Annotated in this window: 16 protein-coding genes and 1 pseudogene; 11 read left to right on the top strand and 6 right to left on the bottom strand. The window is 75.9% G+C overall.

The window, feature by feature from the left end; translation table 11 throughout:
* Positions 1-149: 149 nt before the first annotated feature.
* Positions 150-665, top strand: coding sequence for a hypothetical protein (locus AB0D10_RS37130; protein WP_360264470.1), 516 nt, complete (start codon positions 150-152; stop codon positions 663-665).
* A gap of 173 nt (positions 666-838) precedes the next feature.
* Here the strand turns inward: AB0D10_RS37130 and AB0D10_RS37125 are convergent, their stop codons facing one another.
* Both AB0D10_RS37125 and AB0D10_RS37120 read right to left on the bottom strand, forming a co-directional pair.
* Complete coding sequence (locus AB0D10_RS37125; protein WP_360264467.1) at positions 839-1,327, bottom strand: SgcJ/EcaC family oxidoreductase; 489 nt, start codon at positions 1,325-1,327, stop codon at positions 839-841.
* A gap of 34 nt (positions 1,328-1,361) precedes the next feature.
* Positions 1,362-2,123: a TioE family transcriptional regulator gene (locus tag AB0D10_RS37120; protein ID WP_360264464.1), complete on the bottom strand. Its 762-nt coding sequence runs from the start codon at positions 2,121-2,123 to the stop codon at positions 1,362-1,364.
* Positions 2,124-2,235: 112 nt separating this feature from the next.
* Here AB0D10_RS37120 and AB0D10_RS37115 point away from each other — a divergent pair, with 112 nt between their 5' ends.
* A complete protein-coding gene (locus tag AB0D10_RS37115) occupies positions 2,236-3,540 on the top strand; it encodes an erythromycin esterase family protein (protein WP_360264461.1) in 1,305 nt (434 codons plus the stop codon).
* Positions 3,541-3,551: 11 nt separating this feature from the next.
* On the opposite strand, the pseudogene AB0D10_RS37110 reads toward AB0D10_RS37115, so the two are convergent.
* Positions 3,552-4,553: pseudogene (locus AB0D10_RS37110) on the bottom strand (LysR family transcriptional regulator); the annotation flags it as partial.
* A gap of 71 nt (positions 4,554-4,624) precedes the next feature.
* Here AB0D10_RS37110 and AB0D10_RS37105 point away from each other — a divergent pair.
* From AB0D10_RS37105 to AB0D10_RS37065, 9 genes are all read left to right on the top strand, one after another.
* Positions 4,625-5,287 carry a maleylpyruvate isomerase family mycothiol-dependent enzyme gene (locus AB0D10_RS37105; protein WP_360264458.1) on the top strand — a complete coding sequence of 221 codons (663 nt, stop codon included), beginning with the start codon at positions 4,625-4,627 and terminating at the stop codon, positions 5,285-5,287.
* A 318-nt stretch (positions 5,288-5,605) separates the two neighbouring features.
* Entirely contained in the window at positions 5,606-6,736 is a 1,131-nt protein-coding gene (locus tag AB0D10_RS37100) for a PP2C family protein-serine/threonine phosphatase (protein WP_360264455.1), read from the top strand.
* A 401-nt stretch (positions 6,737-7,137) separates the two neighbouring features.
* On the top strand, positions 7,138-8,568 hold the full coding sequence (locus AB0D10_RS37095) for an MFS transporter (protein WP_360264452.1): 1,431 nt from the start codon (positions 7,138-7,140) through the stop codon (positions 8,566-8,568).
* Between the two features lie 48 nt (positions 8,569-8,616).
* Positions 8,617-9,966 carry a non-ribosomal peptide synthetase gene (locus AB0D10_RS37090; RefSeq protein ID WP_360264449.1) on the top strand — a complete coding sequence of 450 codons (1,350 nt, stop codon included), beginning with the start codon at positions 8,617-8,619 and terminating at the stop codon, positions 9,964-9,966.
* A 320-nt stretch (positions 9,967-10,286) separates the two neighbouring features.
* Positions 10,287-13,442 (top strand): amino acid adenylation domain-containing protein, encoded by a 3,156-nt coding sequence (locus AB0D10_RS37085; RefSeq protein WP_360264446.1) that lies wholly within the window; start codon positions 10,287-10,289, stop codon positions 13,440-13,442.
* A 14-nt stretch (positions 13,443-13,456) separates the two neighbouring features.
* Positions 13,457-14,632, top strand: coding sequence for an acyl-CoA dehydrogenase family protein (locus AB0D10_RS37080; protein WP_360264443.1), 1,176 nt, complete (start codon positions 13,457-13,459; stop codon positions 14,630-14,632).
* A 27-nt stretch (positions 14,633-14,659) separates the two neighbouring features.
* The gene (locus tag AB0D10_RS37075) at positions 14,660-16,486 is read left to right on the top strand and encodes an amino acid adenylation domain-containing protein (RefSeq protein WP_360264440.1); all 1,827 of its coding nucleotides are present in this window, start codon (positions 14,660-14,662) and stop codon (positions 16,484-16,486) included.
* 66 nt (positions 16,487-16,552) lie between these two features.
* The gene (locus AB0D10_RS37070; protein ID WP_360264437.1) at positions 16,553-18,472 is read left to right on the top strand and encodes a non-ribosomal peptide synthetase; all 1,920 of its coding nucleotides are present in this window, start codon (positions 16,553-16,555) and stop codon (positions 18,470-18,472) included.
* Positions 18,469-21,294, top strand: a complete 2,826-nt coding sequence (locus AB0D10_RS37065; protein ID WP_360264434.1) for a condensation domain-containing protein — start codon at positions 18,469-18,471, stop codon at positions 21,292-21,294. The genes AB0D10_RS37070 and AB0D10_RS37065 overlap by 4 nt, the downstream gene beginning before the upstream one ends.
* A 370-nt stretch (positions 21,295-21,664) precedes the next feature.
* On the opposite strand, the gene AB0D10_RS37060 is transcribed toward AB0D10_RS37065, so the two are convergent.
* The 3 genes from AB0D10_RS37060 to AB0D10_RS37050 form a co-directional block, all read right to left on the bottom strand.
* Positions 21,665-23,071, bottom strand: a complete 1,407-nt coding sequence (locus tag AB0D10_RS37060) for a VWA-like domain-containing protein (protein WP_360264431.1) — start codon at positions 23,069-23,071, stop codon at positions 21,665-21,667.
* Positions 23,068-24,315 carry a MoxR family ATPase gene (locus tag AB0D10_RS37055; RefSeq protein WP_360264556.1) on the bottom strand — a complete coding sequence of 416 codons (1,248 nt, stop codon included), beginning with the start codon at positions 24,313-24,315 and terminating at the stop codon, positions 23,068-23,070. The genes AB0D10_RS37060 and AB0D10_RS37055 overlap by 4 nt, the downstream gene beginning before the upstream one ends.
* 108 nt (positions 24,316-24,423) lie before the next feature.
* On the bottom strand, positions 24,424-25,803 hold the full coding sequence (locus AB0D10_RS37050) for a hypothetical protein (protein ID WP_360264428.1): 1,380 nt from the start codon (positions 25,801-25,803) through the stop codon (positions 24,424-24,426).
* Positions 25,804-26,306: the final 503 nt, after the last annotated feature.

Raw genomic sequence — 26,306 nt, 5'->3', positions numbered from 1 at the left:
CGGGGGCACCTGCCATGCTCCCGCACTGTCGAGGTCGTCTGTGACACGGGGTGAGGGTGATGGCGCGGGCCAGGAAACAGCGGCTGTCACCTGGCGGACCTGCCCCCTACCGAGGACCGGGATCCCGTCAGGCACCCCCGACGCTCGGGGTGGACGTCGGCGGAGTGATCGTCGACCGGATCGCCGCCGGAGAGGACACTTCGTTCTTCGGCTCCCAGCCCCTGCTGACCCCGGCCGTGGACGGCGTGTTCGAGGCCCTCGCCCGACTGGTGGCGGATCCCTTCGAGGGGCGGGTGCACCTCGTGTCCAAGGCGGGGCCCAAGGTGGCTGGTAGGACCCGGGCGTGGCTGCATCACCACGAGTTCTTCCTCCGTACCGGTGTCCCGGCGGAGAACGTGCACTTCGTCCGGGAGCGCGCGGACAAGGGACCGGTCTGCAAGCGGCTGGCGGTCACCCACTTCGTGGACGACCGCCTCGATGTCCTCGGCCATCTGGACACGGTCACCCACCGACACCTGTTCATCGGCGGACTGGGTGACGAGCGCCCCCCGGCGGAGGTGCCACCGTGGGCGGCGGTCGCGCAGACATGGAGTGAACTCGTCGACCGGATCCGGCTGTCCACCCGGTCATCCGGAGCCCCGGGCCAACCCGGGCCAACCCGGTGACCTGACGGTCGAGACCGTCGAGAGCATCGAGTCCGCCCAGTCCGCCGAGCCCGTCGAGCCCGTCGAGCGACCGGGGTGACATCGGGATCGTGCTCCACCGGTCGCCAGATGCGGGTGCGGACCGTCTCCCGGTCGGGGGCCGCCCGGACCCCGCCGCCGTGCCTGACGGGGCGCTACCGGTCTGTCTTCACCTCGGTGTTCTGGCAGGCGTGCAGCAGCCACCGGCCGTCGTCCTGCTTGGTCATGATGTAGAGCGGGGCGCCTTCCGAGCCGCCCGTCGGGTCGTCGGCCGGTGGCTGGTAGACCTGGCGGACCTTGACGGCCGCCACGTCGGGCCGCAGGAAGCCGATGTGGGCGGGCTCGTAGGTGACTCGGCCGTCCCAGGTCGCGGCGGGCAGGACGGCGCGGGTGAACTCGGCGATGGCGTCGAGGCCGACGAGGACCTTGCCGTGGGCCGTGGTCCAGATGGCCTCGGGGTGGAACAGGGCGAGGAACGCGTCGGGATCCTTGGCGCGCTGGGCGCGTTCGACGGCGGCCACGACCTCCTCGACGGCGCGGATGTCGGCGTCGGCGGCTTCGGGGCCCGTGCTCACGGTGTGCGTGGTCGCGGTGTGCGTGGTCTGAGCAGGAGTCACTTCGGTGCGGTCCGATTCGGTGGTCATGGGGATGATTCTGGTCCCTCAAGTCCGCTTGAGGTCAAGCGGTTCGGGGTTCGGAGCGCAGGGTCAGATAGTCGTCGAGGCGGGCGGCGGCGGTGAGCATGGCGAGGCCCCGGGCGGTGAGGCGGTGCTGCCAGCCGTCGAGGGCGGCGGCCAGTTCCTCGGTGCCGCCCGCGGTGCGGACCTGTCCCACCACGGTGGCGATGTGGTCCAGTCGGTAGCCGCCCCGCCGCAGCAGGTGGGCGAGTTCGGCGTCGCGGACGTCGGCCGGGTCGTACGCGCGGTGCCCGGTGGCGCGGTCGCGGGCCGGGGCGAGGATGCCGGCGGCCTCCCAGGTGCGCACGGTCGCGGGGGTGATGCCGAGCCGGCGGGCGACGTCGCCGATGGCGAGGGGGCCGGTCGGCGTCGGGCGGTTCGGTGTCGGGCGGTTCCGCGCGGTCCCCGGCGTGGTGGGGGTGGAGGAGGACGCGGCCGGTGCCGCGGTGAGGTGCCCGACGGCCTCCCGGACGGCGGTGAGGGTCTCCCGGTCGCGCAGCAGTTGGGTGTGCCCGCGGTCGAGGGCGGTCAGGGCCCGGTCGAGGCGGTCGGTGTGGACTCCGGTCATGACGAGGCCGGCGGTCGTGTGCCCGCAGGCTGTGACGAGGGCGAGGTAGGCGCGCAGGGCGGCGGCGTGCCGCTCGGTGTAGATCCGGTAGCCGGTGGGGGTGCGGCCTGCGGGCGGGAGGCAGCCGTCGCGCTCGTAGTTGCGGACCGCCTGGGTCGAGATGCCGTGCTCGCGCGCGAGGTCGGAGGGGCGCAACTGTCGTCTTCCGTTCGGGCCTGTTTGAGACTTCCGTGGCCGTGATCGCGGCAGTCTGCGGGCTGGTGCGGGCAAAGTCTCAACCGTTCTTTCAAGGATACGCTTGAGGCTCATGAGTCAGGACATTCACGACTTCGTCACCCCGATGTGCGAGTTGCTGGGCCTCGGCGAGCCGACGCACCAGGAACCGGCCTTCGGGTGGGTCCGCAACGAACTGTTCGCCGGGCTGGTCGACCGGGGCTTCCGGTCGATCGCCCTGGAAACCGACCGGGTGGCCGCGCTCGCGGTGGACGACTACGTCCGGGAGGGTGTGGGCTCCCTGGACGCCGCGATGGCCGGGGGCTTCTCGCACGGTTTCGGAGAGCACGGCGCCAACCGTGAACTCGTCGTCTGGATGAGCGAGTTCAACCGCGACCGAGCACCCGTTGAGCGGTTGTCCTTCCACGGCTTCGACGCCCCGACCGAGAACTACAGCGCTCCCAGTCCGCGCCGCTACCTGGAGCACGCCCGCGACTACCTGCGAACCGGCCGTGAACCCGGCCGTGAACCCGACCCGGATCCTGCTGCACCGGACACCGCCGGACCGGACATCGCCGGACCGGCCGGCGCGGACGAGCGCTGGAGCCGGGCCGAGGCGGTGCTGGACCCGGCGCAGTCGCCCGGTGCCACCGCCGAGGCGGCGCGGCTGCGCTGCGCCGCCGACGACCTCCTCGTCCGACTCCACGCGAGGGCGCCGGAGTTGATCGCGGCGACCTCCCACGCCGAGTGGTCCAGGGCCAGGACGTGGCTGACCGCGGGCATCGGGCTGCTGCGCTACCACGCGCAGTCGGCGGTCCCGGGCCTCACTCCGGGCGAGCGGCTGAGCGGGCTGCTCGGACTGCGGGACGCGCTCATGGCGCAGAACCTCCTCGACATCCGAGACCTCGAAGCGCGGCGCGGGCCGACCCTGGTCTTCTCGCACAACCGGCACCTGCAGCGGAACCCGAGCGCCTGGGCGGCGGGGGAGCTGGACTGCGGCTGGAACGGTGCGGGGCGGATCGTCGGCGCGCTGCTCGGCGAGCGGTACGCCTTCGTCGCCGGGAGCCTGGGGCGCAGCGCGGCGATCGGGCTGGGCGAGCCGGCGCCCGGAACGTACGAGGCGTCTCTGCAACAGTCCGTCGAGGTCTGGGAGTTGACGGAACCAGTGCTGCCTGCGGGAGGCCGGACCCGCACCGACGCCACGCCGCCGCAAGGCTACTTCCCGCTGGACCGGGAGGCCGTCGCCGGCGCGGCCGCGCTTCTGCACATCCCCGAGGGAGCGGCGGCAACGGCGGTCGCGGCTGCGGCCGCAGGGGCACGGGCAGGGGCGGGCGCGGGGGCGGCGTCGAAGGCGACGCCGCCGGAACCCGCGGACCGGGGGGCCGCCGGTCCCGGGTAGGCCGTCCGCAGGTGGGCGACCAGGGCGGCGGTCGGCGGCCTGACGGGTCGGCCGCCCGGCCAGGCCAGCGCTATCCGCACCAGCGGGACGGGGTCGGCCAATGGGCGGACCCTCAGCCCGGGGACGGTACCCGGGTCCGGCAGGACGGCCACGCCCAGTCCGTGCGCGGCGAGTTCGGCCAGCTGCGGTGGCGCGGCCGCCTCGACGCCGATGGCCGGGCTCGTCCCGGTCTCGGCCAGGGCGCGCTCCAGCGCGGTGCGCATCCCGGTGCCGCGCGGGGTGCTGACCAGGGCGTGACCGGCCAGTGCGGCGACGGGGAGCGGGTCGCCCCGGCCGGCGGCGTGCGGGGAACCGTGCGGGCCGGCGGTGGCGGTGCCGGTGCCGGTGGCGTCGGCGGGGGCGGCGGCGCGGGCCGGGGCGGCGGCGAGCGGGTGCTGTTCGGGGCAGGCCGCGACCAGCGGCATCTCCAGCACGGTGTGCAGGGCGATTCCGGCCAGTGTCGTCCAGCCGTCGTCGCCCTCGTGTCCGCTCGCGGCGGCGGGCAGTCCGATCACGGCGAGGTCCAGTCGTCCGTCGCGCAGGGCGGCGATCATCGCCGCGGTGGAGTCCTCGGCCAGGGAGAAGTCGATGCCGGGGTGGTCCTGGCGGAACGCGGCGAGGGTGGTGGCGAGCCCGGGGAACGTACCCAGTCCGGGCGGCGGGGTGAACGCCGCCCCGGCGACCATGCCCAGTCGTACGTGTCCGCGCCGCAGTCCGTCGAACTCCTGGGCGGTCTGCCGGACCGCCGACGCGGAGGCGAGCGCCGCCCGGGCGTGCGGGAGCACGGCCTCGCCCGCCGGGGTGAGGCGCACGGTGCGGCCCGAGCGGTCGAGCAGCCGGTGGCCCAGCTCGCGCTCCAGCTGCCGGATCTGGGAACTGACTCCGGGCTGGGTCAGGTGCAGCAGCTGTGCCGCCCGGGTGAAGCTGCCGTGCTGGGCGACGGTGACGAAGTACTGGAGCTGCCGCAGTTCCATGACTCCTGATCATAGGTGGCAGAACCAGCCGGTCTTGGACGGGTGTGCGGTTCCGGCCGCAGGCTGGACGCATGGGAACCGTGCCGAAGGACCAGGACACCGGGCAGACCGAGTGGATCCGTGAGCAGATCGCGGCCGAGCGCCGCGAACTCGCCGCCGTGTTCGCCGCTTTCACCCCGGAGCAGTGGAACTCGCCGTCGCTGTGCGGTGGCTGGCGGGTGCGGGAGGTCGCCGCGCACATGAGCACCGGCTTCCGGCATTCGACGGCGCGCACGGTCCTCGAACTCGCGCGCTCCGGCGGCCGGGTCCACCGGATGGCCGACCGGATCGCCCGCCGCGATGCCGCCGCCATGACCGAGCGTGACCTGGCGGCCGCGCTGTCCGACCACGCCGACCACCCGTGGCGCCCGCCGGTCGGCGGCCGGATCGCGGCGCTCGCGCACGACGTCGTGCACGGCCTCGACATCACCGTCGCGCTCGGCCTGCCGGGGCGGCTGCCGGTGGCGCGCGCCTACGCCCTGCTGGCCGGCGTCTCGCCCCGCACCCTGCGGTTCTTCGGGGCGCGCCTGGACGGTGTCGCGCTGCGGGCGACGGACACCGCGTGGTCGTACGGGCGGGGCCCGCTCGCGGTGGAGGGGAGGGCCGAGCACCTGTTGCTGGTCGCCTACGGGCGCCGGGTGCCGGAGGGACAGCTCACCGGGCCGGGTGCGGGGCGTTTCACCCGGGACGGCTGAGCGGGGCGGCTTCGCCTCGTGCCGGTGGGGGATCCCGACGGGTGCTCGGTGCTCGGTGCTCGGTGCCCGGTCGCGACCCGGTCGGGCCCCGATCGCCGGGTACGGACGGGTGCGGTCGGTGCGGTCGGTGCGGTCGGTGCGGTCGGTGCGGTCGGTGCGGGCGGTCAGGCGGTCAGGCGGTCAGGCGGTCAGGCGGTCAGGCGGTCAGGCGGTCAGGACGTCGGGCAGTCGGGCGGTCGTCGTGCGAGCTCCGGGGGCCCGTGACTACGATCGGAAGACGTTCTTCCGGATGGTGGTGAGACGGAAGCCAGGTCGCCGATGCCCCCGAGGTCCGTGCAGTGGCCGCCGTACGTGCGGGTCGCGCCGTGGTTGTTGATCGTCGGCGGGCTGGTCTGGAACTCGCTGGACCCGGCGGACTACTGGGGCGATCCGATGCTGGCGGCCGCCGCCGTGCTGTCCGGGGCGCTGCTGCCCCTGCGGGACACCGTCGCGGTCGCGGTGGCGATCGTGGCCGGGATCCTGGTGCTCTCCGCCCGGGACGGCTCGATCGGGACGGGCAACGGCTACCTGGAGCTGGTGAACACGACCTTCGCCGCCCTGCTCGGGATCGGGGTGAACCGCGTGGTGGCCCGGCACGGGCGGCGGCTGGAGCGGATGCGGTCGGTCGCGGAGGCGGCGCAGCGGGCGGTGCTGCCCGAGCCGCCCGCCCGGGTGGGGGAGCTGTCGGTCGCGGCCTCGTACCACGCGGCCCAGGACGAGGCGCTGATCGGCGGGGACGCCTACGCGCTGCAGGTGACCCCGTACGGCGTGCGCGCGCTGATCGCGGACGTGCGGGGCAAGGGGCTGCACGCGGTGGGGGCGGTCTCGGTGCTCCTGGGTGCTTTCCGGGAGGACTCGCACCGGGTGCCGGACCTGGCGGGGCTCGCGGACGCGCTGGAGGACTCCCTGCTCCGGGAGGCCGATCAGCTGAGCGAGGAGCTGCGGATGGAGGGGTTCATCACGGCGCTGCTGGTCGAGTTCCCGCCGGGGGAGGGGACGGTGCGCACGCTCGACTGCGGGCACCCCGGACCGTATCTGCTGGGCCCCGGCCCGGTCCTGCGGGACCCTGGCGCTTCCGCGCGCGGCGGCGGGCCGGCGGTGCGGCGCCTGGACGCAGCCGATCCGGGACTGCCGCTGGGGATGGGCGGGCTGGGGATCGCGCGGCCCGCGTCGGAGGTCCGGCCGTTCCCGGCCGGGTGCACGCTGCTGCTGGTGACCGACGGGGTGACCGAGGCCCGGGACGCGGCGGGGGAGTTCTACGACCCGGTGCTCGGGCTGGCCCCGCTGGGTCCGTTCGCCGGGCCGGGCGAGGTGCTGGACGCGTTGGTCGCGGACGTGGCGCGGTGGACCGGCGGGCCGCGGGACGACGACATGGCGGTGCTGGCGATCACCCGTCGGGCGGGCGGGTGAGGGGTCGGTGTGACGGCTCGCCCGGGGCGGCGGTCCGGGTGGCGCCCCCTGGGTCAGTTCGACGGCCACGGATGGTCACGCCGATATCACGATGAGGTGACGGTCGAGCTGCACTCCACGGGATCCGGCCAAGTTGACTGGTGTCGTCCGGTGGCCGGAAAAGTGACGTCCGAATATCGGACGGTGAAATGGACGGGTGGCGCCGGCGGCGGCCCGGGTGACGCCCGGCCGGTGACGCCTTGGCCGACCGGCGGCGCGGACGGCGTGGCCGGCCCATAAGGGGCCGTAAGAGGCGCGCAAGGGGTGGTCGGGGGAGTGGCGGGATCCGGCCGACCGGCGGTTCGTCCGGAAACGGACCCGGTGCTTGCCCCCTGTCGAAGGGGTGACAGAGAGTCGAACCGATGAACGAGAAGCCTCACCCCCGCCAGGCCCGTCTGCTCGGCCACCGCGACTTCCGGCTCCTGTTGACCGGAGCTGCGGCAGCCCAGACGGGCAGTCAGGTCACCCTGGTCGCCCTGCCCTTGGTGGCGGTGGTGGTGCTGGACGCCACCCCGTTCGAGGTGGGTCTGCTGACCGCCGCCGAGACCGCGGCCTTCCTGCTGGTCGGCCTGCCGGCCGGCGCCTGGCTGGACCGGATGCGCAAGCTGCCGGTACTCATCCGCGCCGACGTCGTGCGCTGCCTGGCGGTGGGATCGATCCCGCCGGCGGCGGCGCTCGGGGTGCTGACCATGCTGCAGCTCTACCTGGTGGCACTGGTCACGGGAGTGGCGACGGTGTTCTTCGACGTTGCCCACCAGTCCTTCCTGCCCGCCGTCCTGCCGCGCGAGCAACTGGTCGGCGGGAACGGCGCGCTGGAGACCGTCCGCTCCTCGGCGCAGATCGCCGGCCCCGGCCTCGGCGGCGGGCTCGTCCAACTGCTCGGCGCGCCGCTCGCCATCGTCGCCGACGCCTGCGGCTACCTGCTCTCCGCGCTGCTGCTCACCCGGATCCGGGTCGAGGAGCAGCTGCCGGAGCCCGAACCCGGGCGCTCGCTGCGCGCCGAGGTGGCCGAGGGAGTCCGGTTCGTGCTGGGGCACCCGCTGCTGCGGGCGATCGCGACCGCCACCGCCGTGTCCAACCTGTTCGCCGCCGTGCTGATGGCCGTGCAGACCGTCTTCTGGGTGCGGGTGCTCGACCTCGCACCGGGAGCCATCGGCGTGCTGCTGTCGACCTCCGCCGTCGGCGGGCTGGCGGGCGCGCTGTGCGCCGGCCACCTGGCGCGGTGGGTCGGGCAGGCCCGGCTGATCTGGCTGTCCACCGTCGTGACGGCGCCGTTCGCGGTGCTGTGGCCGCTGTCCGGCGGCGGCGCGGGCGTGGTGCTGTTCGGCCTCGCGTCCGGTGTGGTGCTGTTCGGCGCGGTCGCCTACAACGTCGCCCAGGTCAGCTTCCGGCAGAGCGTCTGCCCGCCCGAGCTGCTCGGCCGGATGAACGCCACCATGCGCTTCCTGGTGTGGGGCACGCTGCCGATCGGCGCGCTGGGTGGCGGGATCGTCGCCGACGCCGCCGGGCCGCGTGCCGCGCTGTGGCTCTGCGCGGTCGGGTTCCTGCTCGTGCCGGTGCCGCTGCTGCTGTCACCGCTGCGACGGATGCGTGACCTGCCCGGCGGCGTCGCGCCGGCTGCCGGGGAACCGGCCGCCGACGGGCGGGCCACGGTTCGAGCAGCCGCAGCCGGCCCCGCCGCGGCCGAACCCGCTGGAGCCACCATCGGAGCCACCGCCGGAGCCACCACTGCCGAGGGCGCCGACGGGCCGACCGCCACCGCGGAGCCCGCCACGAGCCCCACCACCTCCTGACCGACCCCACACCTGCCGAGCCGCGACCGGAAACCGGAGACCGTTCCCGTGCACGCCAGCATCACCTCCGCCTACCTCGCCCGGTACCGTTCCGCCGCCGCCGCGTCCCCGGTGGAACTGCTCCCGCTGACCGGAGCCCAACGGCGGTTCCTGATCAGCCGCCGACTCGCGCCGCAGAGCCGCTCCGACGTCGTCCCGCTGTTCTTCGCCTACCCGCGCGGCACCCTCGACCAGGAGCGGCTGGCCCGTGCCGCGGCCACCGTCGCCGCCCGGCACCCGGCCCTGTGCGGCGGATTCGCGACCGTGCGCGGCACACCCGTCCTGCGGGTCGGCGGCCCCTCCGCCGAGGCCGCCCGGATCACCGTCGCCCCCGGCGGCACGGCCCGCGAGGCGCTGCGCGCGGCCCTGCTGGACTGGCCCGCCGACGGGCCGGCGCTGCGCCTGCTGGTCGCCGGGGAGCCGGCCGGCGACGAGGAACTGCTCGCCCTCGCGCTGGACCACGCGGCCTGCGACGAGCAGTCCCTCGGGGTGCTGACCGCCGAACTGACCGAGGCGTACGAGAAGGACGAGGCGTACCGCCGGGGCGAACCGCCGGCGGCCGGGCCCGCTCCGCAGGCCCTCGCCGACTACCGGCAGGCCGTCGAACTCCAGCTCGCCGCGGAGGACGCCGCCGGCGGACCCGCCGCGCAGGCCCACTGGGGCCGTCGGCTCGGTGGCCTGACCGGGACGGGCGGCGGCGCGGCCACGTCCACCGGGATGCTCGCCGAGCGGCTGCCGGCCGCCGGCGGCGCCGCCCGCAGCGCCGTCTTCCCGGCCCTGCTGGACGCCGTCGGGGTCGCCGCGCACCGGCTGCACCGGACACCGGGGGCGTCCGGCGCGCCCGCCGGGGGAGGACAGCTCGCCCTCGGCTACCCGTGGGGCGGTCGGCCGCCCGGTGCGCCCGCCGTACTCGGCTGCTTCCTCAACACCCTGGTGCACCCGGCCGGTCCGGCCGCCACGGACGATCCGGAGGCCCTCGCCGACGCGTGGTGGGACGACCTCGACCACGCCGGAACCCCGTTCGACGAGGTGGTCCGCGCGGCCCGCACCGCCGGGGCGCCCTGGACGGGCGACCTGGAAGCCATGCTCACCCTGGAGGACCTGCACCGCCGCCCGCCGCTGGTGCTCGGCGGCACACCCGGCCGGGAGACCCACCTGGCCGGCCGCCCGCTCGCCGCCCCGCTGGCCGTCTCCGCCTCGCACGGCGACGACCTGCTGGTCCGGCTGGCCTGGGACAGCGACCGCTTTCCCGAGGCCGACGCCCGCGCCGCCTTCGACGACCTGCTCGCCGTGCTGCGCCGACACCTGCACGCCCGGCCGGGCACGGACAGCACGGACAGCACGGACGACCGCGGCTGACCGCAGCGGCCGGACGCGCCCGCCCCCCGACCGACCCGACCGACCCGAACGCCCTCCCCGACGGGCCCGCCCCGAGCGGGCCCCGGGCCGGACGGCCCCGCGCCCCACCCCGCGGGCCTGAAGCCCCACCCCGGATCCGCCTCGCCGGATCCGCCGCGCCCGTACGCGCGAGCCCCGAGCGGCCCGCCCGTGCGGACGCCCGGACTCCGGGCCGCACCGTCATCCCGGTGCGCTCCGGTTCTCCGGCCGGAGCGGGACCACCCCACGCCCGTCCCCGGCCACCGCAGTGCCGACACGCCCACCACACAAGGGAACCGACCATGTTCGCACTCTCTCCGTCGCAGGAGATCGTCTGGCTGCACGAACAGATGCTGCCGGGTAGCCGCGCCTACAACTTCACCGCCGTCCTCGACCTGTGGGGCACCCTCGACCGCGAGGCGCTGCACGCCGGCCTCGCCGCCGTCCTGGACCACCACCCGGGCCTGCGGCTGGAGTTGGTGCCCCGGGCGGAGGGCCTGCCCGGACAGCGGGTCGCCGAGGGATGTCAGCCCGAGCTGCGCCACAGCGACTTCACCGGCGAGGACGACCCGGAGGCCGCCTTCCGACGCCTGCTGGCCGCCGAGGCCGAGGAGCCGGTGGACACCGAGCGGGCGCCGGTGCTGCGCTGGCACCTGGTCAGGATCGCCGAGGACCACCACCGGCTGATCCACGTCGAACACCACCTCGTGCACGACGGCCACTCCTTCGCGATCCTGCTGCGCGACCTGTTCACCGTCTACCGCGCCCGGGTCCTCGGCGAGTCGTACGAGCTGCCCACCGCGCCCTCGTACGAGGAGCACGCGCGCTCCGCCGCCGACGTCTCCCGCGAGCGGGCACTCGACTTCTGGACCAGGGAACTGGCCGACGCGCCGCGCGAGGTCACCCTTCCCGGGCTGGCCCGGCCGGGCGCCGAACGCCGCCACCGGGGTGGCCAGCTGCGCCAGTCGATCGGTGCCGACCTCGCCGAGCGGCTGCGCGAGCGCAGCAAGGCCGACGGCCACACCCCGTTCAGCACCCTGCTCGCGCTGCTCGCCGAGATGCTGCGCCGGCACAGCGGGCACCGCGAGGTCGTGGTCGGCACCGCCGTCGGAAACCGCCCCGAGGGTTTCGAGGGCACCGTCGGCATGTTCGTCAACACCGTCCCGCTGCGGCTGCGGCTCGACCCGCAGGCGCCCGGCACCGAGGCCGTGGACGAGGTCACCGACGTCCTGATGCGCGCGCTGCCGTACCAGGACCTGCCGGTGCAGGAGCTGACCCGCCGCCTCGGCCTGCACACCAGCGGAGCCGACAACCCGCTGTGGAACGTGATGTTCAGCGCCCACGACGCGGCGCTGCCCGACGTCCAGGCGCCCGGACTGGAGGTCTCGCTGTACGAGGGCTTCAACACCGGCACCACCCGCTTCGACCTCGACCTGGTGCTGCTGCCGGACGACCGCCGGGTGGTCGGCGAGAAGCACGGCGTCGCCGGGATGACCCTGGTCTGGGACTACGACGCGGACCTGTTCCGGGAGTCCGACGCCGTGCTGCTGTCCGAGCGGCTGCTGGAGCTGCTGCGCTGCTACCTCGACCGGCCGCAGGCACCGATCGCCGAACTGGCCCCCGCGTCCGAGGCCGGCGCGTCCGAGGCCGGCGCCTCTGGGGCTGCCACGTCCGGGGCTGCCACCTCCGAGGGCGGCGCGACCGCCCTGTCCGCCGGCGCCCCGGCGCTGCTCGACCCGGCCGCCGCCCACGACCCGACCGCGCTCGCCCTGCTGGTCGGCACCGAGCGGATCAGCTACGGCGAACTCGACCGCCGCGTCACCGAGTTGGTCGAGCGCCTGCGTGCCGCCGGAGTCACGCCGGGCCAGCCGGTGGCCACCGTCCTGCCGCGCGGCGCGGACAGCGTGGTCGCGCTGCTCGCCTGCCTGCGCCACGGCGCCGTCTACGCGCCGCTGTCCACCGAGGACCCGGCCGCCCGGCTCGGCCTGCTGCTGGAGCGGCTGAGCCCGGCGCTCGTCCTGGCGACCCGGCAGAGCGCCCTCGCCCTGCCCGCCGAGGGCGTCACCCCCGCGCTGCTGGACGGCCCGGCGTTCCCGAAGGCCGAGCCCGCCGCCGTCCTGGACGGCGCCGCCTACCTGATCCACACCTCCGGCTCCACCGGTGTGCCCAAGCCCGTGCAGGTCGGCCGCGAGGCGCTCGCCGGGTACGTCGCGGCGATCGGCGCCCGCTACGGACTCACCTCCGCCGACCGGGTGCTGCTGTTCGCCCGGCCGTCCTTCGACGTGGCGCTGGAGGAGGTGCTGCCGGCTCTCGCCGTCGGCGCCGCCCTGGTCGTGCCGCAGCGCGAGGTGCCCACCGGCCCCGAGCTGGTGGCCGTCCTCGCCGCCCGCGGCGTCACCGTCGCCAACCTGCCGACCAGCTACCTGCTCGCCGTCCGCGAGGACCTGCGCGAGGCGCTGCGCGACGGCCGCTGGACGCCGCGGCTGCTCGTCCTCGGCGGCGAGCGCCTGCCCGCCCGGGCGCTCGCCGACCTGACCGAGGCCACCACCGTGCTGAACGCCTACGGCGTCACCGAGGCCACCGTCACCTCCACCGTGCACCGGGTCACCGCCGCCGACGTCGACGCGGACGGTGAGATCCCGCTCGGCACCGAACTGGACGGCGTGCGGATGCACGTCCTCGACGACACGCTGCGCCCGCTCCCGGCCGGCTGCGTCGGCGAACTCGTCGTCGGCGGAACGATGCTGGCCGACGGCTACTCCGGCCTGCCGGAGCCGACCGCCGCCCGCTTCGTCACCGTCCCCGCGCTCGGCGGCGCCCGGGTCTACCGCACCGGCGACCGCGGCTACCGCGACCTGGACGGCCGGCTGTGCTTCCTCGGCCGCGCCGACAACCAGGTGAAGCTGCGCGGCCACCGGATCGAGCTGGAGGAGATCGAGGCCGCGGCCTCCGCCGAACTCGGCGGCCGCTCCTGCGCGGTGGTGCTGCACACCGACCCGATGACCGGGCCGCGCCTGGTCGGCTTCCTGGAAGGCGCCGACCGCCCCGACCAGGCCGCCCTGCACGAGGCGCTCGCCCGCCGGCTGCCCGGCGGACTCGTCCCGGCGAGCTGGACCGCCGTCGCCGCGATGCCGACCCTGCCCGGCGGCAAGCCCGACCGCGCCGCCCTCGCCCGGCTGGCGAACGAGGCCGCCGAGGCGGCCACCGAGGAGACCACCGCGCCGAGCGCCTTCGCCGACCCCGGACAGGAGCTGATCGCCGCGGCCTGGCGCGAGGTGCTCGGCCACGACCGCTTCACCGCGGACTCGCACTTCTTCGAGGTCGGAGGCCACTCGCTGCTCGCCGCGCAGCTCGCCGCCCAGCTGGAACCGCACCTCGGCAGCCGCCCCCCGCTGCGCACCCTGTTCCGCCACGCCGTGCTGGCCGACCAGGCCCGCGCCCTGACCGGCCAGAACTGAAAGGCAGAGTAGACGTGACCGCCCCCTCCGCCGTCCTGGAAGCCGGCCACCGCGAACTCGTGGAGGCCTTCGAGAGCTTCATCCGCCGCGAACTCGTCCCGCTGGCCGCCGAGTTGCCCGAAACCGCCGACCAGGTGCCGGGCGACCTGCGCACCTACGTCCGCAAGCGCTCCGCCGCACTCGGCTTCTACGCGGGCGACTACCCCGAGGAGCTCGGCGGCTCCGGCATGCCCTTCACCGCCGTCGTCCTGCTGCACCACGCCGCCGGGCGCAGCGGCTGCGTCCTCGCGCCGTACGCGCTGGCCGGCTCCGACGGCCCCAGCCCGCTGCTGCGCAACGGCACCCCGGAGCAGGTCGAGCGCCACCTGATCCCGCTGGTGCGCGGCGAGCAGACCCGTTGCCTCGCCCTCACCGAGCCGCACGCCGGCTCCGACGCCTTCCGCCTCACCACCACCGCCGTGCGCGACGGCGACCGGTGGGTGCTGAACGGGCGCAAGACCTTCGTCAGCAACGCCGAGCACGCCGGGCTCGCGCTGGTCGTCGCCGCCACCGACCTCGGCGACGGCGCCGGCCCCACCACCGGGTCCACCGCCTTCGTGCTGCCGATGGACCAGCCCGGGCTGCGGATCGGCCAGCGCTACGAGGGCATGTCCGGCGAGCCGCTGTTCGAGCTGCTGCTCGACGGGGTCACCGTCGGTCCGGAGGCCGTGATCGGCGGCGAGGAGGGCGTCGGCGCAGCCACCGCCCTCGCCATGGACAGCCTCTCCCGCGGCCGTCTGGTGGTCGCCGCGATGTGCAACGGCATCGCCGAGTACGCCCTGCGCGCCGGCGTCGAGTACGCCAAGGACCGGCGCGCCTTCGGCCGGGTGATCGGCGAGTACCAGCACGTCCAGGAGCACCTGGTCTCCACCCGCGCCGAGGTCGAGGCCTCCAAGTTGCTCACCCTCGCCTGCGCCCGGCTGGTCGACGAGGGCACCGAGTCGCCCGAGAACGCCGCGCTCGCCAAGCTGACCGCCTCCGAGACCGCCGTCCGCGCGGTCGACCGCTCGCTCCAGGTGCACGGAGCCACCGGCTGGGTGCGCGGCCACCCGCTGGAGTTCCTGTACCGCTACGTGCGGATGACCACGATCATCGAAGGGACCTCCGAGGTCCAGAAGGTGATCATCGCCCGTTCCATGGGCCTGAACTGATGGTTCGTCATGACTTTGGAGACGACGATGGAATCCCAGACCACGGACATCCGGAGCATCGGGTACGGCCGTCCGCACCAGGACGGCGCGGTCCTCGACCTGTTCACCGGCTGGGCGCACCGCACCCCGGACGCCCCCGCCCTGATCGACGGCGAGCACACCTACAGCTACGCCGAACTCGACCGCCTCGCCGACAGAACCGCCGAGGCCCTGCGCGGCAAGGTCGGCCCGGGCGACCTGCTCGGCGTCTGCCTCGGCCACTCGGTGTCGCTGGTGGCCGTCACCCTGGCCGCCGCCAAGCTCGGCGCCGTCCACCTGCCGCTCGGCCCGCGCCCCGGCGAGCGCCGGCTGCGCGCCGTCGCCGAACAGCTGCGCCCGGCCTGCCTGGTCGGCGAACCGGACCTGCTGCCGCCCGGCGGCGAGCAGTTGGCACTGGAGCTGCCCACCGGGGGCGCGGTCGCCGTGCTCACGTCCGGCGAGCAGGCGGTCGTCCCGGCCGGCACCCACTACGCGGTGCTCACCTCCGGCTCCACCGGCACCCCGAAGGCCGTCGCCGTCACCGAGCCCGCCCTCGGCGCGCTGCTGCAGTGGTACCGCGACCTGATCGGCCTCGGCCCCGGCGAACGGCACAGCCTGCTGATCGGCGTCGCCTTCGACCCGCACCTGATGGAGCTGTGGGCCGGCCTCACCTCCGGCGCCGCCCTGGTCATCGCCCCCGAAGCCGTCCGCTGGGACCCCGGGGCGCTCACCGACTGGTGGCGCGACGCCGGCGTCACCGTGTCCGTGCTGCCCACCCCGCTCGCCGAGCCGGTGCTGAACCGCCCCTGGCCCGCCGGGCTCGCGCTGCGCCACCTCACCGTCGGCGGCGACCGGCTGCGCCGCGCCCCCGGACCCGACGTCACCGCGACCGTCCACAACGCCTACGGCCCGGCCGAGGCCACCGTCACCACCACCGTGCACACCATGGCGCCCGGCGTCGACCACGGCGACGGCGCCCCGCCGATCGGGCTGCCGATCGCGGGCGCGGTCGTGCTGGTCACCGACGAGGACGGCCGGCCGGTGCCGCACGGCGTCGCCGGCGAACTGCGGATCGGCGGCCGCGGCCTCGCCGCCGGGTACCTCGACCCCGAGCTGACCGCCCGCCGCTTCGTCGACGCGCCCGAAGGCGTGGACGGCACCGACCGGGTCTACCGCACGGGCGACCGGGTCGTCATGCGCCCCGACGGGGTGCTGGAGTTCCACGGCCGGCTGGACGACCAGGTCAAGGTCAGTGGCGTGCGGATCGAACCGGCCGAGGTGGAGGCCGCGTTCGAGCGCGACCCGCGGGTGCGCAGGGCGGTGGTCGCGGCCGAGCAGGCGCCGGCCGGCGGCGTCCGGCTGCTCGCCTTCGTCCAGACCGAGGACGGGGCCGGGGACGGCACCGGGGCGGGCGCGGACTCCGGCGTCGACCCGGCACGGCTGCTCGACGCCGTCCGGCCCTGGCTGCCCGAGCAGGCGGTGCCGTCGGCCGTCCGACTGGTGGACCGCTACCCGCTGGACGCCAACGGCAAGGTGGACCGCCGGGCGCTGCTGGCCGCCGAGCCGTCCGAGCCCGCGGGCGAGGAGGGCGACACCCCTGTCGAGCGCGTCGTGCTGAAGCTGTGCCGCGAGCTGATCGGCCGTGCCGACCTCGGGCCCACCGACAACTTCCTGGCGTCCGGCGGGAACTCGCTGGCCGCCGCCCGACTGCTGGAGGCGCTGGAGAGCGAGTACGGGATCCGGCTGCGCGCACCCCTGGTGCTGCGCCAGCCGGACCTGCGGGCCGTCGCCCGACTGGTCGAGGAGCGGACGGCCGCCCTGACCGCGACCGCCTGACCTCCCCGCACCTCCGCACTGGGGCGCCCCGGCCCGTACCGCCGGGGCGCCCGGAAGGGAACCATCATGACCACCGCGACCCTGCCCGCGCTGATCGCCCGGCAGGCCGAACGGCAGCCGAACGCGCTCGCCGTGACCGACGGCTCCACCATCCTCACCTACCGCGAACTCGTCGACGCCGCAGGCCGGTTGGCCTCCGTGCTGGCCGCCCGGGGGATCGGGCCCGGCAGCGCCGTCGGCCTGCTCTGCGCCCGCTCCACCCGCCTGGTCGTCGCCCAGCTCGCGATCTGGCGCACCGGCGGGCACGTCCTGCCGCTCGACCCTGCCTACCCCCGCCCGCGCATCGCCGAGATGACCTCCGACGCCGGCGTCCGGCTCGTCCTCGGTGACAAGGCGCTGCTCGCCGAGGCCGGACTCGCCGAGGAACAGACGCTCGTCCTGACCGAGCACGGCACCGACATCACCGGGCACGACGCCGACATCACCGGGCACGACACCGGCGCCACCGGCTACGACGCCGACGCTGCCGGGCACGACACCGGTGCCGCCGGGCCGGAGGCGCCGGACGCCGCCGATCCGGCCGGGCCCGCCCTGCTCTTCTACACCTCCGGCTCCACCGGCCGGGCCAAGGGCGTCGTCGTCCCGCACGGCGCCGTCGCCGACCTGGTCACCGCCCCCGATGCCATCGCGGTCGGCCCCCGCGACCGGGTGCTGTTCCACTCCGCCGTCACCTTCGACGCCTCCACCTTCGAACTGTGGGCCCCGCTGGCCCGCGGCGCCGCCGTCGCCGTCTCCCCGGCCGACCGGCCCACCGCCGAGGAACTCGGCCGCGACGTCGAGCGGTTCGGAGTCACCACCCTGCTCCTCACCAGCGCGCTCTTCCACCACCTGGCCGCCCGGCAGTCGCGGATCTTCGGGGTGCTGCGCACCCTGGCGGTCGGCGGCGAGGTGCTCTCGCCCGAGCACGCCGGCGCGGTGCTGCGCGCCTTCCCGTGGCTCGAACTGGTCAACGTCTACGGACCGACCGAGGCCACCACCTTCACCACCCTGCACTGGGTCACCCAGGCCGACTGCGCCGGTGCGATCCCGATCGGCCGCACGTTCGGCGGCGCCCGCGCCCTGGTCCTGGACGAGCAGCTGGCGCCGGTGGCGCCGGGCACGGTCGGCGAGCTGTGGATCGCCGGCGACCGCCTCGCCCTGGGCTACCTCAACCGGCCCGAGCTGACCGCCGAGCGCTTCCGCGAGCTGCCGGACGTCGGCCGCGCCTACCGCAGCGGCGACCTGGTCCGCCAACTCCCGGACGGAACGCTGGAGTTCCACGGTAGGACGGACGAGCAGGTCAAGCTGCGCGGCTTCCGGATCGAACCGGGCGAGGTCGAACACGCCCTGCTCCGGCTGCCCGAGGTCGCGGAGGCGGCGGTCGTGGTCCGTCACGCCGGACAGCCCGATGCCGCCCTCACCGCCTGCCTGGTCCTCGCCGACGGCGCCGGCCCGGCAGCCGGGACGCTGCGCGACCGGCTCGCCGAGCGGCTGCCCGCGCACCTGGTGCCCACCGCGTGGACCGTGCTCGACGCGCTGCCGCTGACCGGCTCCGGGAAGGTGGACCGGCGGGCCCTGGCCGCCGACGCCCCAGTCGGGCAGCGCCCCGCCGGGGGCGGCGTGCTCACCCCGATCCAGCAGGTCGTCGCCGAAGCCTGGAGCCGGGCGCTGGAACGCCCGATCACCGACCCGGCCGCCGACTTCCTCGCCGAGGGCGGGCACTCGCTGCTCGCCATGTGGGTCGTCGACGACCTGCGCGAGGACCTCGGGGTCGAACTCTCGCTCGCCGACTTCCTCGGCCACCCCACCGTCGCCGGGCAGGCGGACCTGCTCGAACGGGCGCTGCAGGCCGCCGAGGGCCCGGACAAGCAGGGAGGCCCGGACGTGGCAACCGCCCCGACCGCCGTCGCCCCGACCGCCGCCGTCGCCCCGGGAGGCGTCCGATGACCGCCGTCGACCAGGCCGACCTGCTGCGCCGCGCCCGCAGCCGGCGCAGTGCCACCCCGGCGGAGCCGCAGCGCCCGGCCGAGGCCGACGGCCCGGCCCCGCTCTCGCACGCCCAGCAGCGGATGTGGCTGATGGACCACCTCGGCCAGGGCGGCGCCCTCTACAACGTCCCGATCGCCGCCCGGCTGCGCGGCCCGCTCGACCGGGTCGCCCTCGCCGCGGCGGTCACCGGGCTCACCGAGCGGCACGCCGTCCTGCGGACCCGCTACCCGCGCCGGGGCGGACAGCCGTACCAGCAGGCCGACCCGGTCACCCCGGTGCCGCTGCCGGTCGTCGACGCGAAGACGGACGCGGCGGCCACCGAGCAGCTCGCCGCCGAGGCCGCCCGGCCGTTCGACCTCGCCACCGGACCGGTGCTGCGCGCCCTGCTGCTGCGGCACGGGCCGCAGGACCACACGCTGGTGCTGACGATCCACCACATCGCCGTCGACGGCGGCTCGCTGCCCGTCCTCGCCGCCGACCTCGCGGCGCTCTACGCCGCCGCGCGCGACGGCGTGGCGCCGCAACTCCCGCCGCCCGGGCCCGCCTACGCCGACTACGCCCGCCAGGAGCGCGCCCGGGACGCCGAGCTGACGGCGGCCGCCGACACGCTCGCCGCCCGGCTGGCCGGCGCCCGCCCGCCGGCCCTGCTGCGGCCCGCCCCGACCGGCGCCCGCGAACGCCGGGCCGTGCTGCACGCCGCCCCGCTGGCCCCCGCCGTCGTCGACGGCCTGCGCGCACTCGGCGCCCGGCACGGCGCGACCCTGTTCACCGTCGTCCTGGCCGCCGCGTTCGCCACCCTGCGGACCGCCTCCGGGCAGGACGACCTCGTCCTCGGCTGTGCCAGCGGCCACCGGGCCCGGCCCGACCTGCGACACACCGTCGGCCTCGCGGTCAACACGCTCGCCGTACGGACCGGTCCGGCCGGGGACCCGTCGTTCGCGGAACTCCTGACGGAGGTCCGCGGCGCACTGCTCGACGCCCAGCAGCACCACGACGTGCCGTTCGACCTCGTGGTCGAGCGGCTCGGAGCGGCCGCCCGGAGCGCCGACGGCACCCCGCTGCTCTCGGTCACCTGCGACCTCGTCCAGCCCGTCGCGCCGCTGACGCTGCCGGGCCTCGACTCCACGAACGTGGAACTCGACCTGGGGCTCGCCAAGTTCGGCCTGGCGCTGCTCCTGGAGGACGGCCCGGCGCCGCGCTGCCTGGTGCAGCACGACCGGGACGTGCTCGACGAGTCGACCGCCGGGCAGCTGCTCGACGACTTCGCCGCCCTGCTCACGGCCGTCGCGGGGGAGACCGACCCGCGCCTGTCCGAGCTGCCGGGCCGGCTCCTGGTCGCCGCCGAACACCCGGTGGCGGCCGCCCTGTCGACCGAACCGGGGGTCGTCGAGGCGGCCGTGATCGAGCGCGCCGACGGCCCGCCGCTCGCCTACGCGGTGGTCGGCGGGCCGGTCGCCCCGAACGGCGCCCAGCTGCGGGCCGCCCTGCGCGGGCGGGTCCCGGCCGGCGAACTCCCGCTCGCGGTCACGCTGGTGGACCGGATCCCCCGCCACCCCGACGGCACCCCCGACCCGGGCCCACTGCCCGGCGCCGCGCCGCACGGGCCCGCCCCGGACGGCCCGCACGGGGACGGCCCGGTGGACGACGTCCGGGAGGCCTTCGGCGAGTTCCTGGGCACCACCCCGCCCGCCGACGGCGACTTCTTCGCCCTCGGCGGTCACTCCCTGGTCGCCGTCCAGCTCGCCGAACGGCTGCGCACCCGCACCGGGCTGCCGCTCACCGGCCTCGACATCCTGGAGCAGCGCACTCCGCGCGCCCTCGCCGCCGTGCTCGCCACCCGCGCGGACGAGCGCCGCACCGCCCTCACCCGGACCGGCGCCCGCCCGAGCACCCGCACCCGCACCGGCACCGTCCTGCTCACCGGCGCCACCGGCGGGGTCGGCGCGGCGGTCCTGCAGGAGCTGATGGCCCAGGGCAGGCCGGTCCGCACCCTGGTCCGGCCCGAGTCCGCGCACCTGCCCGCCCTGAACGGCGCCGAGGTGGCCGAGGGCGACCTCGCCGACCTGGACAGCCTGCGCCGCGCCGTCGAAGGCGTGGACGCCGTCATCCACTCCGCCTGCACCTTCACCGACCATGCCACCGACCTCGCCGCGATGCGCACCCTGGTGGACGGCTGGCAGGGCGGCCCGTTCGTCTTCGTCAGCAGCATCGACGCGTACGGCCGCCCGGCCGGCACCGAGGTCGTCGAGGGCAGCCCGAGCGGCGAGGCGGTCACCCCGTACGGGCAGGCCAAGCTGGACTGCGAGCGGATCCTGTTCGAGGCCGCCGCCGGCGGTCGCGGCCCGGCCACGTCGGTGCGCGCCCCGATCGTCTGGGGCCCGCACCACCGCCTGCGCGACCAGCTCCGCTGGGGCTCCACCGGCGCCCTCTACCAGGCCGCCCTGGCCGGCCGGCCGATCGCACTCCCGGCCGCCGACGACTGGTACGGAGCCTCCTGGGTCCACGCCGCCGCCCTCGCCCGGGCGCTCGCCGCCTGCGTCGCGCCGGACCACCCGGCGGCCGGGCGCGTCGTCAACGCGGTGAGCGGACACGTCTCCTGGGCGGACTTCACCGCCGAACTGGTCCGGCTGCTCGGCTCCGCGAGCCCGCTCGTGGTCGGCCCCGACGCCGACGAGGAACTGCGCCGCCCCTGGCGCTACCGGGCCGAAGCGCTGGCCGGCCCGCTCACGCCGGAACCGGGCGAGGACTGGCGCAGCGTGCTCGCGGCGATGGTCGGCTGAGCCGGCCCCGGGCGGAGGGGTCCCCGGGCAGCGGACCCCTCCGCCCGGCCGCCCCGGCGGCCGCACCGTGCGCGGTCGCCGCCGCCCCGGGACGCTCCTGACCTCACCGGCCGGACACGTCGGAGCGAAACCCGGTACCGGTGCGGCCGACCGGGCATCCAGCCTGTGGTGCATGCGCCGGGCCCGCAGACACGACCGGCGCCCGGCTCACCGCGCCCCCTTGGCCGAACGCCGACGGCGAACGCCGACGGACCTGCTCGGCTGCCCCGCCGTGAGCCTCCCCGACGTCCTCGCTGCCGACCGACCGCCCAGGTGAAGCGGCGCGTCCACACCGCCCGTCGAGCCTCAGGACCTCGCCGGGCGGCCGTGCTCACCCGATGGTGACCACCCGCGCCCAGTCCGGCGGGGCTTCCGGGCGGTAGTCCGGGTCGTCCTCGTCGTACCTGGCGGGCCGGGGGAAGAGGCCGACGACCGTGCGGCACGGCGGCGGGGCCGACGGCCACGGGGTCTGGCCGTCCGTCAGGACCACCACGACGTCCGGACGGGGGCCGGACCGCAGAGCGGCGCGGAAACCGGTGCGCAGGTCGGTGCCGCCACCGCCGAGGAGCGGAATGCCCGCCGACGTGCAGAGCCGGTGGACGGCCTGGGCGGCCGCGTCGCAGGGGACCACGCTGACCTGGTCCCGGCGGCCGCCGACCGCCCGGCCGATCGCCGCGACCTCCAGCAGCGCGCTGCCCAGCTCGTCGTCCGAGACCGACCCGGAGGTGTCGATGACCACCGCCACCCGGGGCGGCCTCCGCCGCAGGCTCGGCAACAGCACGCCCGGCACCCCGGCCGAGCGGCGGGCCGGGCGGCCGTAGCTGTAGTCCTCGCCCGCACCGGGCCCGGCGACCGCCGAGCGCACCGCCGCGCCCAGCAACTGCCGCCAGGGCTGCGGCGGGTGGAAGGCCTCCTCGGCCCAGCGCCGCCAGCCCGCCGGGGCGCTGCCGGGCCGGCCCCGGATGCCCTCGGCGACCCGGAAGCGGACGGCGTCGCGTTCCTGCGCGCTCAGCCCGTGGGCGCCGTCGGGGCCCAGCTCCCAGGGCCGGTCCGTGCCGTCGGCGCCGCTGCCGCAGTCCAGCCAGGCCGCGTCCAGGGTCCGCGGGTGGAACCGGTACTGGCGCAGGTACTCCTCCATGAGCAGTCCCTCCGGCAGCTGCAGGCTGTCGGGCCGCAGTGCCCCGGACGGCCGCACCAGACCGTCCCCGTACACGTCGTCGTTGATCTCGCAGTCGGCGGCGATGTTCGTCCGCAGCTGCGCGGCGGGGCCCTCCAGGCCGAGTTCGCGGGCGATCCGGTTGCCGCGCCGGTGGTGGTCGCGCAGGAGGTGGGACACCTCGTGGACCCAGACGCCGGCGAGTTCCTCCACCGGGGTGCGGTCGACGAAGACCGGTGAGGCGTAGCAGCGCCAGTAGCGGTCCACCGCCATGGTCGGTACCTCCCGCGACTCCACCAGGTGGAGCGCGAACAGGGCGGTCGCCAGGTACGGCCGGGCCCGGACGGCCTGCAGGCGGGCGGCGTAGAGCTTCTCCAGGTCCAGATTCCCGGGGACCGGATACCGGGTGTCCGGCTTCCCGGGAACCGGACTTCCGCTGCCCGGCTTTCCGCGGTTCGGCTCAGCGGGGTCCGGGTTCCGGGCGTACGGCTTCCCGAGGCCCGGCTTTGCGGGGCCCGGCTTTGCGGGGCCCGGCGCTGTGGGGCCGGGCTTTCCGGGGCCGGGCGTGACGGCCGTGCTCATCGGCCCGCCTTCGCCGCGACCCGGGCGGCGGCGACGTCGGCGCGGCGGGAGAGCGCCAGCGCCGGGGCGAGCCGCTCGATCGACTCCGGAACGTCCCAGTCCTCCCGGCGCAGCGAGGCCAGCGTGGTGGCCGGGACGACCAGCAGGTCCGGGGCGCCGGTCTCCATGGCCCGGGCCAGCAGGGCCCAGGCCGAATCCCAGCGCTGCCGGTCCGGCCGGTTGCGCACGGCCGCGACCACCCCGTCCAGCACGGCCTGGCGCAGGTCCCCGCGTTCGGGCAGTTCCGCGCCCGCCGGGTCGGCGAGCAGGTCCTCCGGGTCGGGCAGGTCCATCCGGTCCATGCTCGCCATCAGCTCCAGGCCCGGTCCGTCCCCGACGGTCCCGCGGACCAGCAGCGACAGCACCTCGCGGGAGGAGCCGGCGGCGGTCGCGAAGGCGACCAGCCGCAGCGTCATGTCCCAGCTGCGCGGTGACGGCCAGGCGCCGCCGCGCCGGGTCTCGGTGGTGGGCAGCCGGTGCACCAGTTCGGGGCGCGCGGTCAGCAACCCGCACACCGCGCGCCGGGCGAGCGCGACGGCCTCCGGCAGCGCCCGCGGGTCGAGCCGCGGCAGGGTGGCGACCGGCCAGACGCCGCCGAGGCCGCGCACCACCACCTCGTGGTCGTGCACCCATTGCAGGTGGACGAAGCGGTTGGCCAGCGGCGGGCTCAGCTCCCAGCCGTCGGCCGCCGACGACCGCGGGTTGGCGGCGGCCACGATCCGTACGCCGGGGGGCAGCCGGAGCGTCCCGATGCGCCGTTCCAGGACCAGCCGGAGCAGTGCGGCCTGGACGGCGGGAGGCGCGGTGGACAGCTCGTCCAGGAACAGCAGTCCGCGGCCGGCCCGCACCAGCCGCACCGCCCAGTCCGGCGGGGCCATCGGTACGCCCTGCTGTGCCGGGTCGTCGCCGAGGATGGGCAGCCCGGAGAAGTCGGAGGGCTCGTGGACACTGGCGATCACCGTGGTCAGCGGCAGTTCCAGGGTTTCGGCGAGCTGGTTGAGCGCGGCGGTCTTGCCGATGCCCGGCTCGCCCCAGAGCAGGACGGGCAGGTCGGCGGCGACGGCCAGGGTGAGGGCTTCCAGCTGGGGGTCGGCGCGGGGTTCGGTGGTGGTGTCGCCGAGCAGGTCGAGCAGCCGGCGGGCGACGTCGAGGCGGGCCTCGGAGCGGGTGGCCTCGGGGCGGGGGTCGGTGGCGGGTGCGGGCATGGAAACAGGCATGGAAACGGGCATGGGTGATCACCTCAAGTGGTCAGGTACGGACAATTGTTCAGCGTGCAGTGTTCGGTGGCCGACGTTCGGCGGCCGGCGACGGCCTCAGGGGTAGAAGGCGCGACAGAGGTCGGCGAGGCGGGAGGAGCGGGAGACCCGGGAGGGGCCTGAGTGGGGCGGGCGCGGGCGGCGGAACGGGACGCCGGCGGCCCCGGGCCCGGTCAGCCCGGCCCGGTAGAGGCCGTAGGCGATCCGCCGCTCCGCGGCCGCCCGCAGTTCGTCCCGCAGCGGTCCGTCACGCAGCACCGCCTCCCGGCCGAGTAGGTCCTCGATCACGGCCAGTGCCCCGGCGGTGTCGCCGTGGTCCAGCCGCTCGCGGACACCGTCCAGCGCGTTCGGACGGAGGTGCGCCAGGTCGATCGCGCGCAGGCAGGGCAGCGGGGTGCCCGAGAGGGCGGTGAGCAGCTCCTCGCGGCGCAGTTCGGCCGGATCGTGGTCGAGCGGGGTGAGCACCCCGTCGACCAGGCCGATCCGGTGCCGCGCCCCTCGGCAGTCCACCAGCCGCTGGGACCGGGGCGGATCGTGGGGGTCCGCCCGGGACGGGTGTCCGGGTGCCAGCGCGGCGGCCACCAGCGGGTGCAGCCGGTCCGGCGCGATCGCGCCGGTGCGCAGCAGGTCGACGTCGGGCGGCGCCCAGGTCGCGGCGTCGGGCAGCAGGGGCAGTGCCGAGGTGTCCCCGGTGGCCTCCGTCGTGCCTCCGTCCGGCCCGAGGAGCAGGCGTCGCCGGCGTTCGAGCCGGACGACGACGGGCCCGTCGGGGTGTGCGTCGGCACGCCGCAGCAGCGCGGCCTCGGCGGCCCACCGGTCGACGGCGCTGCGCAGCGTCGTGCCGCCGACTCCGGTGTCCACCAAGCCGGTTGACGTTCCGGTTGACGTTCCGGCTGACGTTCCGGTGCCGGCCCGTTCGGCCAGTTCCCCGCTGCGCCCGGCGTCCCAGAGGTGCCGGTGCAGGTCGTAGCGGAACCGGCGACTGGGGTGCGGATGCGGGTGCGGGTACCGTCCGTCGCCGCCGGAGCCGTCCCAGAGCGCCAGGGCGATCCGCTGGCCGTACTCCGCCCAGGCAGGCGGCGTGCGGACCACCAGGAACACCGGACGCTCGCCCGGGTAGCGGGCCAGGGGCATGGTGAGCCCGGGCCGCAGCAGCCCGTCGGGTGCGGATCTCGGCAGGTGCCAGCGCAGCAAGTCCGGTGCGAGGCACCGGAGATCGGCGCGCAGTCGGTCGGCGAGCTCCCGGCCGTGGGCGTGTGCGACGTCCCCGAGGCGGAAGTCGACCTCGACGTTGGCGGCGGCGCAGGCCCCTGACCAGTCCCCGGCCAGACGGCGGGCGGTGGCGGTTTCGATCATGGTGGGCGGCACGGCGTACTCGCGTACGCGCCGCCAGAAGTGGAGTCGGGAGTCGTTCCCGTTCGCGGTGGGAGTGAGCATCAGCACTCACTCTTCGCGGACGGGACCCCCATTCTGTGATCAGCGTGAGTGGTCATCGGCGGGAGCATAGCGCTCGTGCGCGCCCGCCCGCCACACCGTTTCGCCGCGCGGTGGCGCCACCGCCGCCGGGTGCTCAAGAGCCGCTGGAAGCCCGGTCGAGACGGGTGGTTCATGGTGGCTTGGGTGTGTTCTGGTGGTGGGCGGAGGAAACGCGGACCCGGGACGGCCGGGTCCGTGCGGGGCGGCGCGAGGGCGTGTCAAGGGCGTAGACGCTCGCGCATGGAGCTGAGTGCGGAGGCTATGGTTCGCCGGCCCGGAGTGGCATTGACTGGTGGACACGAGGACGGACGCGAACGGATCGCAGGATCCGGGACGCGTGCGGCCGGTCCGACTGGTTCTACTCCGAGCGAGGGTGATCGTGATGGCTGGTGTGGTGGATCTTTCGACGGATGCCGGTGTCGTGCTGGTGGTGGGTGGTACGGGCAAGACGGGTCGTCGGGTGG

This window comes from Kitasatospora sp. NPDC048545, assembly GCF_040651155.1.
GTDB lineage: Bacteria > Actinomycetota > Actinomycetes > Streptomycetales > Streptomycetaceae > Kitasatospora.
Note: the sequence above shows the minus strand (reverse complement) of the source record. Positions and strands in the feature narration are given on the sequence as shown.

Bases quoted from the DNA above. Each gene is read 5' to 3' on its own strand.
- AB0D10_RS37065 (WP_360264434.1), top strand. From the start codon at position 18,469: ATGACCGCCGTCGACCAGGCCGACCTGCTGCGCCGCGCCCGCAGCCGG.
- AB0D10_RS37055 (WP_360264556.1), bottom strand. From the start codon at position 24,315: ATGCCCGCACCCGCCACCGACCCCCGCCCCGAGGCCACCCGCTCCGAG.
- AB0D10_RS37105 (WP_360264458.1), top strand. From the start codon at position 4,625: ATGGGAACCGTGCCGAAGGACCAGGACACCGGGCAGACCGAGTGGATC.
- AB0D10_RS37060 (WP_360264431.1), bottom strand. From the start codon at position 23,071: ATGAGCACGGCCGTCACGCCCGGCCCCGGAAAGCCCGGCCCCACAGCG.
- AB0D10_RS37125 (WP_360264467.1), bottom strand. From the start codon at position 1,327: ATGACCACCGAATCGGACCGCACCGAAGTGACTCCTGCTCAGACCACG.
- AB0D10_RS37095 (WP_360264452.1), top strand. From the start codon at position 7,138: ATGAACGAGAAGCCTCACCCCCGCCAGGCCCGTCTGCTCGGCCACCGC.
- AB0D10_RS37085 (WP_360264446.1), top strand. From the start codon at position 10,287: ATGTTCGCACTCTCTCCGTCGCAGGAGATCGTCTGGCTGCACGAACAG.
- AB0D10_RS37100 (WP_360264455.1), top strand. From the start codon at position 5,606: ATGCCCCCGAGGTCCGTGCAGTGGCCGCCGTACGTGCGGGTCGCGCCG.
- AB0D10_RS37070 (WP_360264437.1), top strand. From the start codon at position 16,553: ATGACCACCGCGACCCTGCCCGCGCTGATCGCCCGGCAGGCCGAACGG.
- AB0D10_RS37075 (WP_360264440.1), top strand. From the start codon at position 14,660: ATGGAATCCCAGACCACGGACATCCGGAGCATCGGGTACGGCCGTCCG.
- AB0D10_RS37115 (WP_360264461.1), top strand. From the start codon at position 2,236: ATGAGTCAGGACATTCACGACTTCGTCACCCCGATGTGCGAGTTGCTG.
- AB0D10_RS37050 (WP_360264428.1), bottom strand. From the start codon at position 25,803: ATGCTCACTCCCACCGCGAACGGGAACGACTCCCGACTCCACTTCTGG.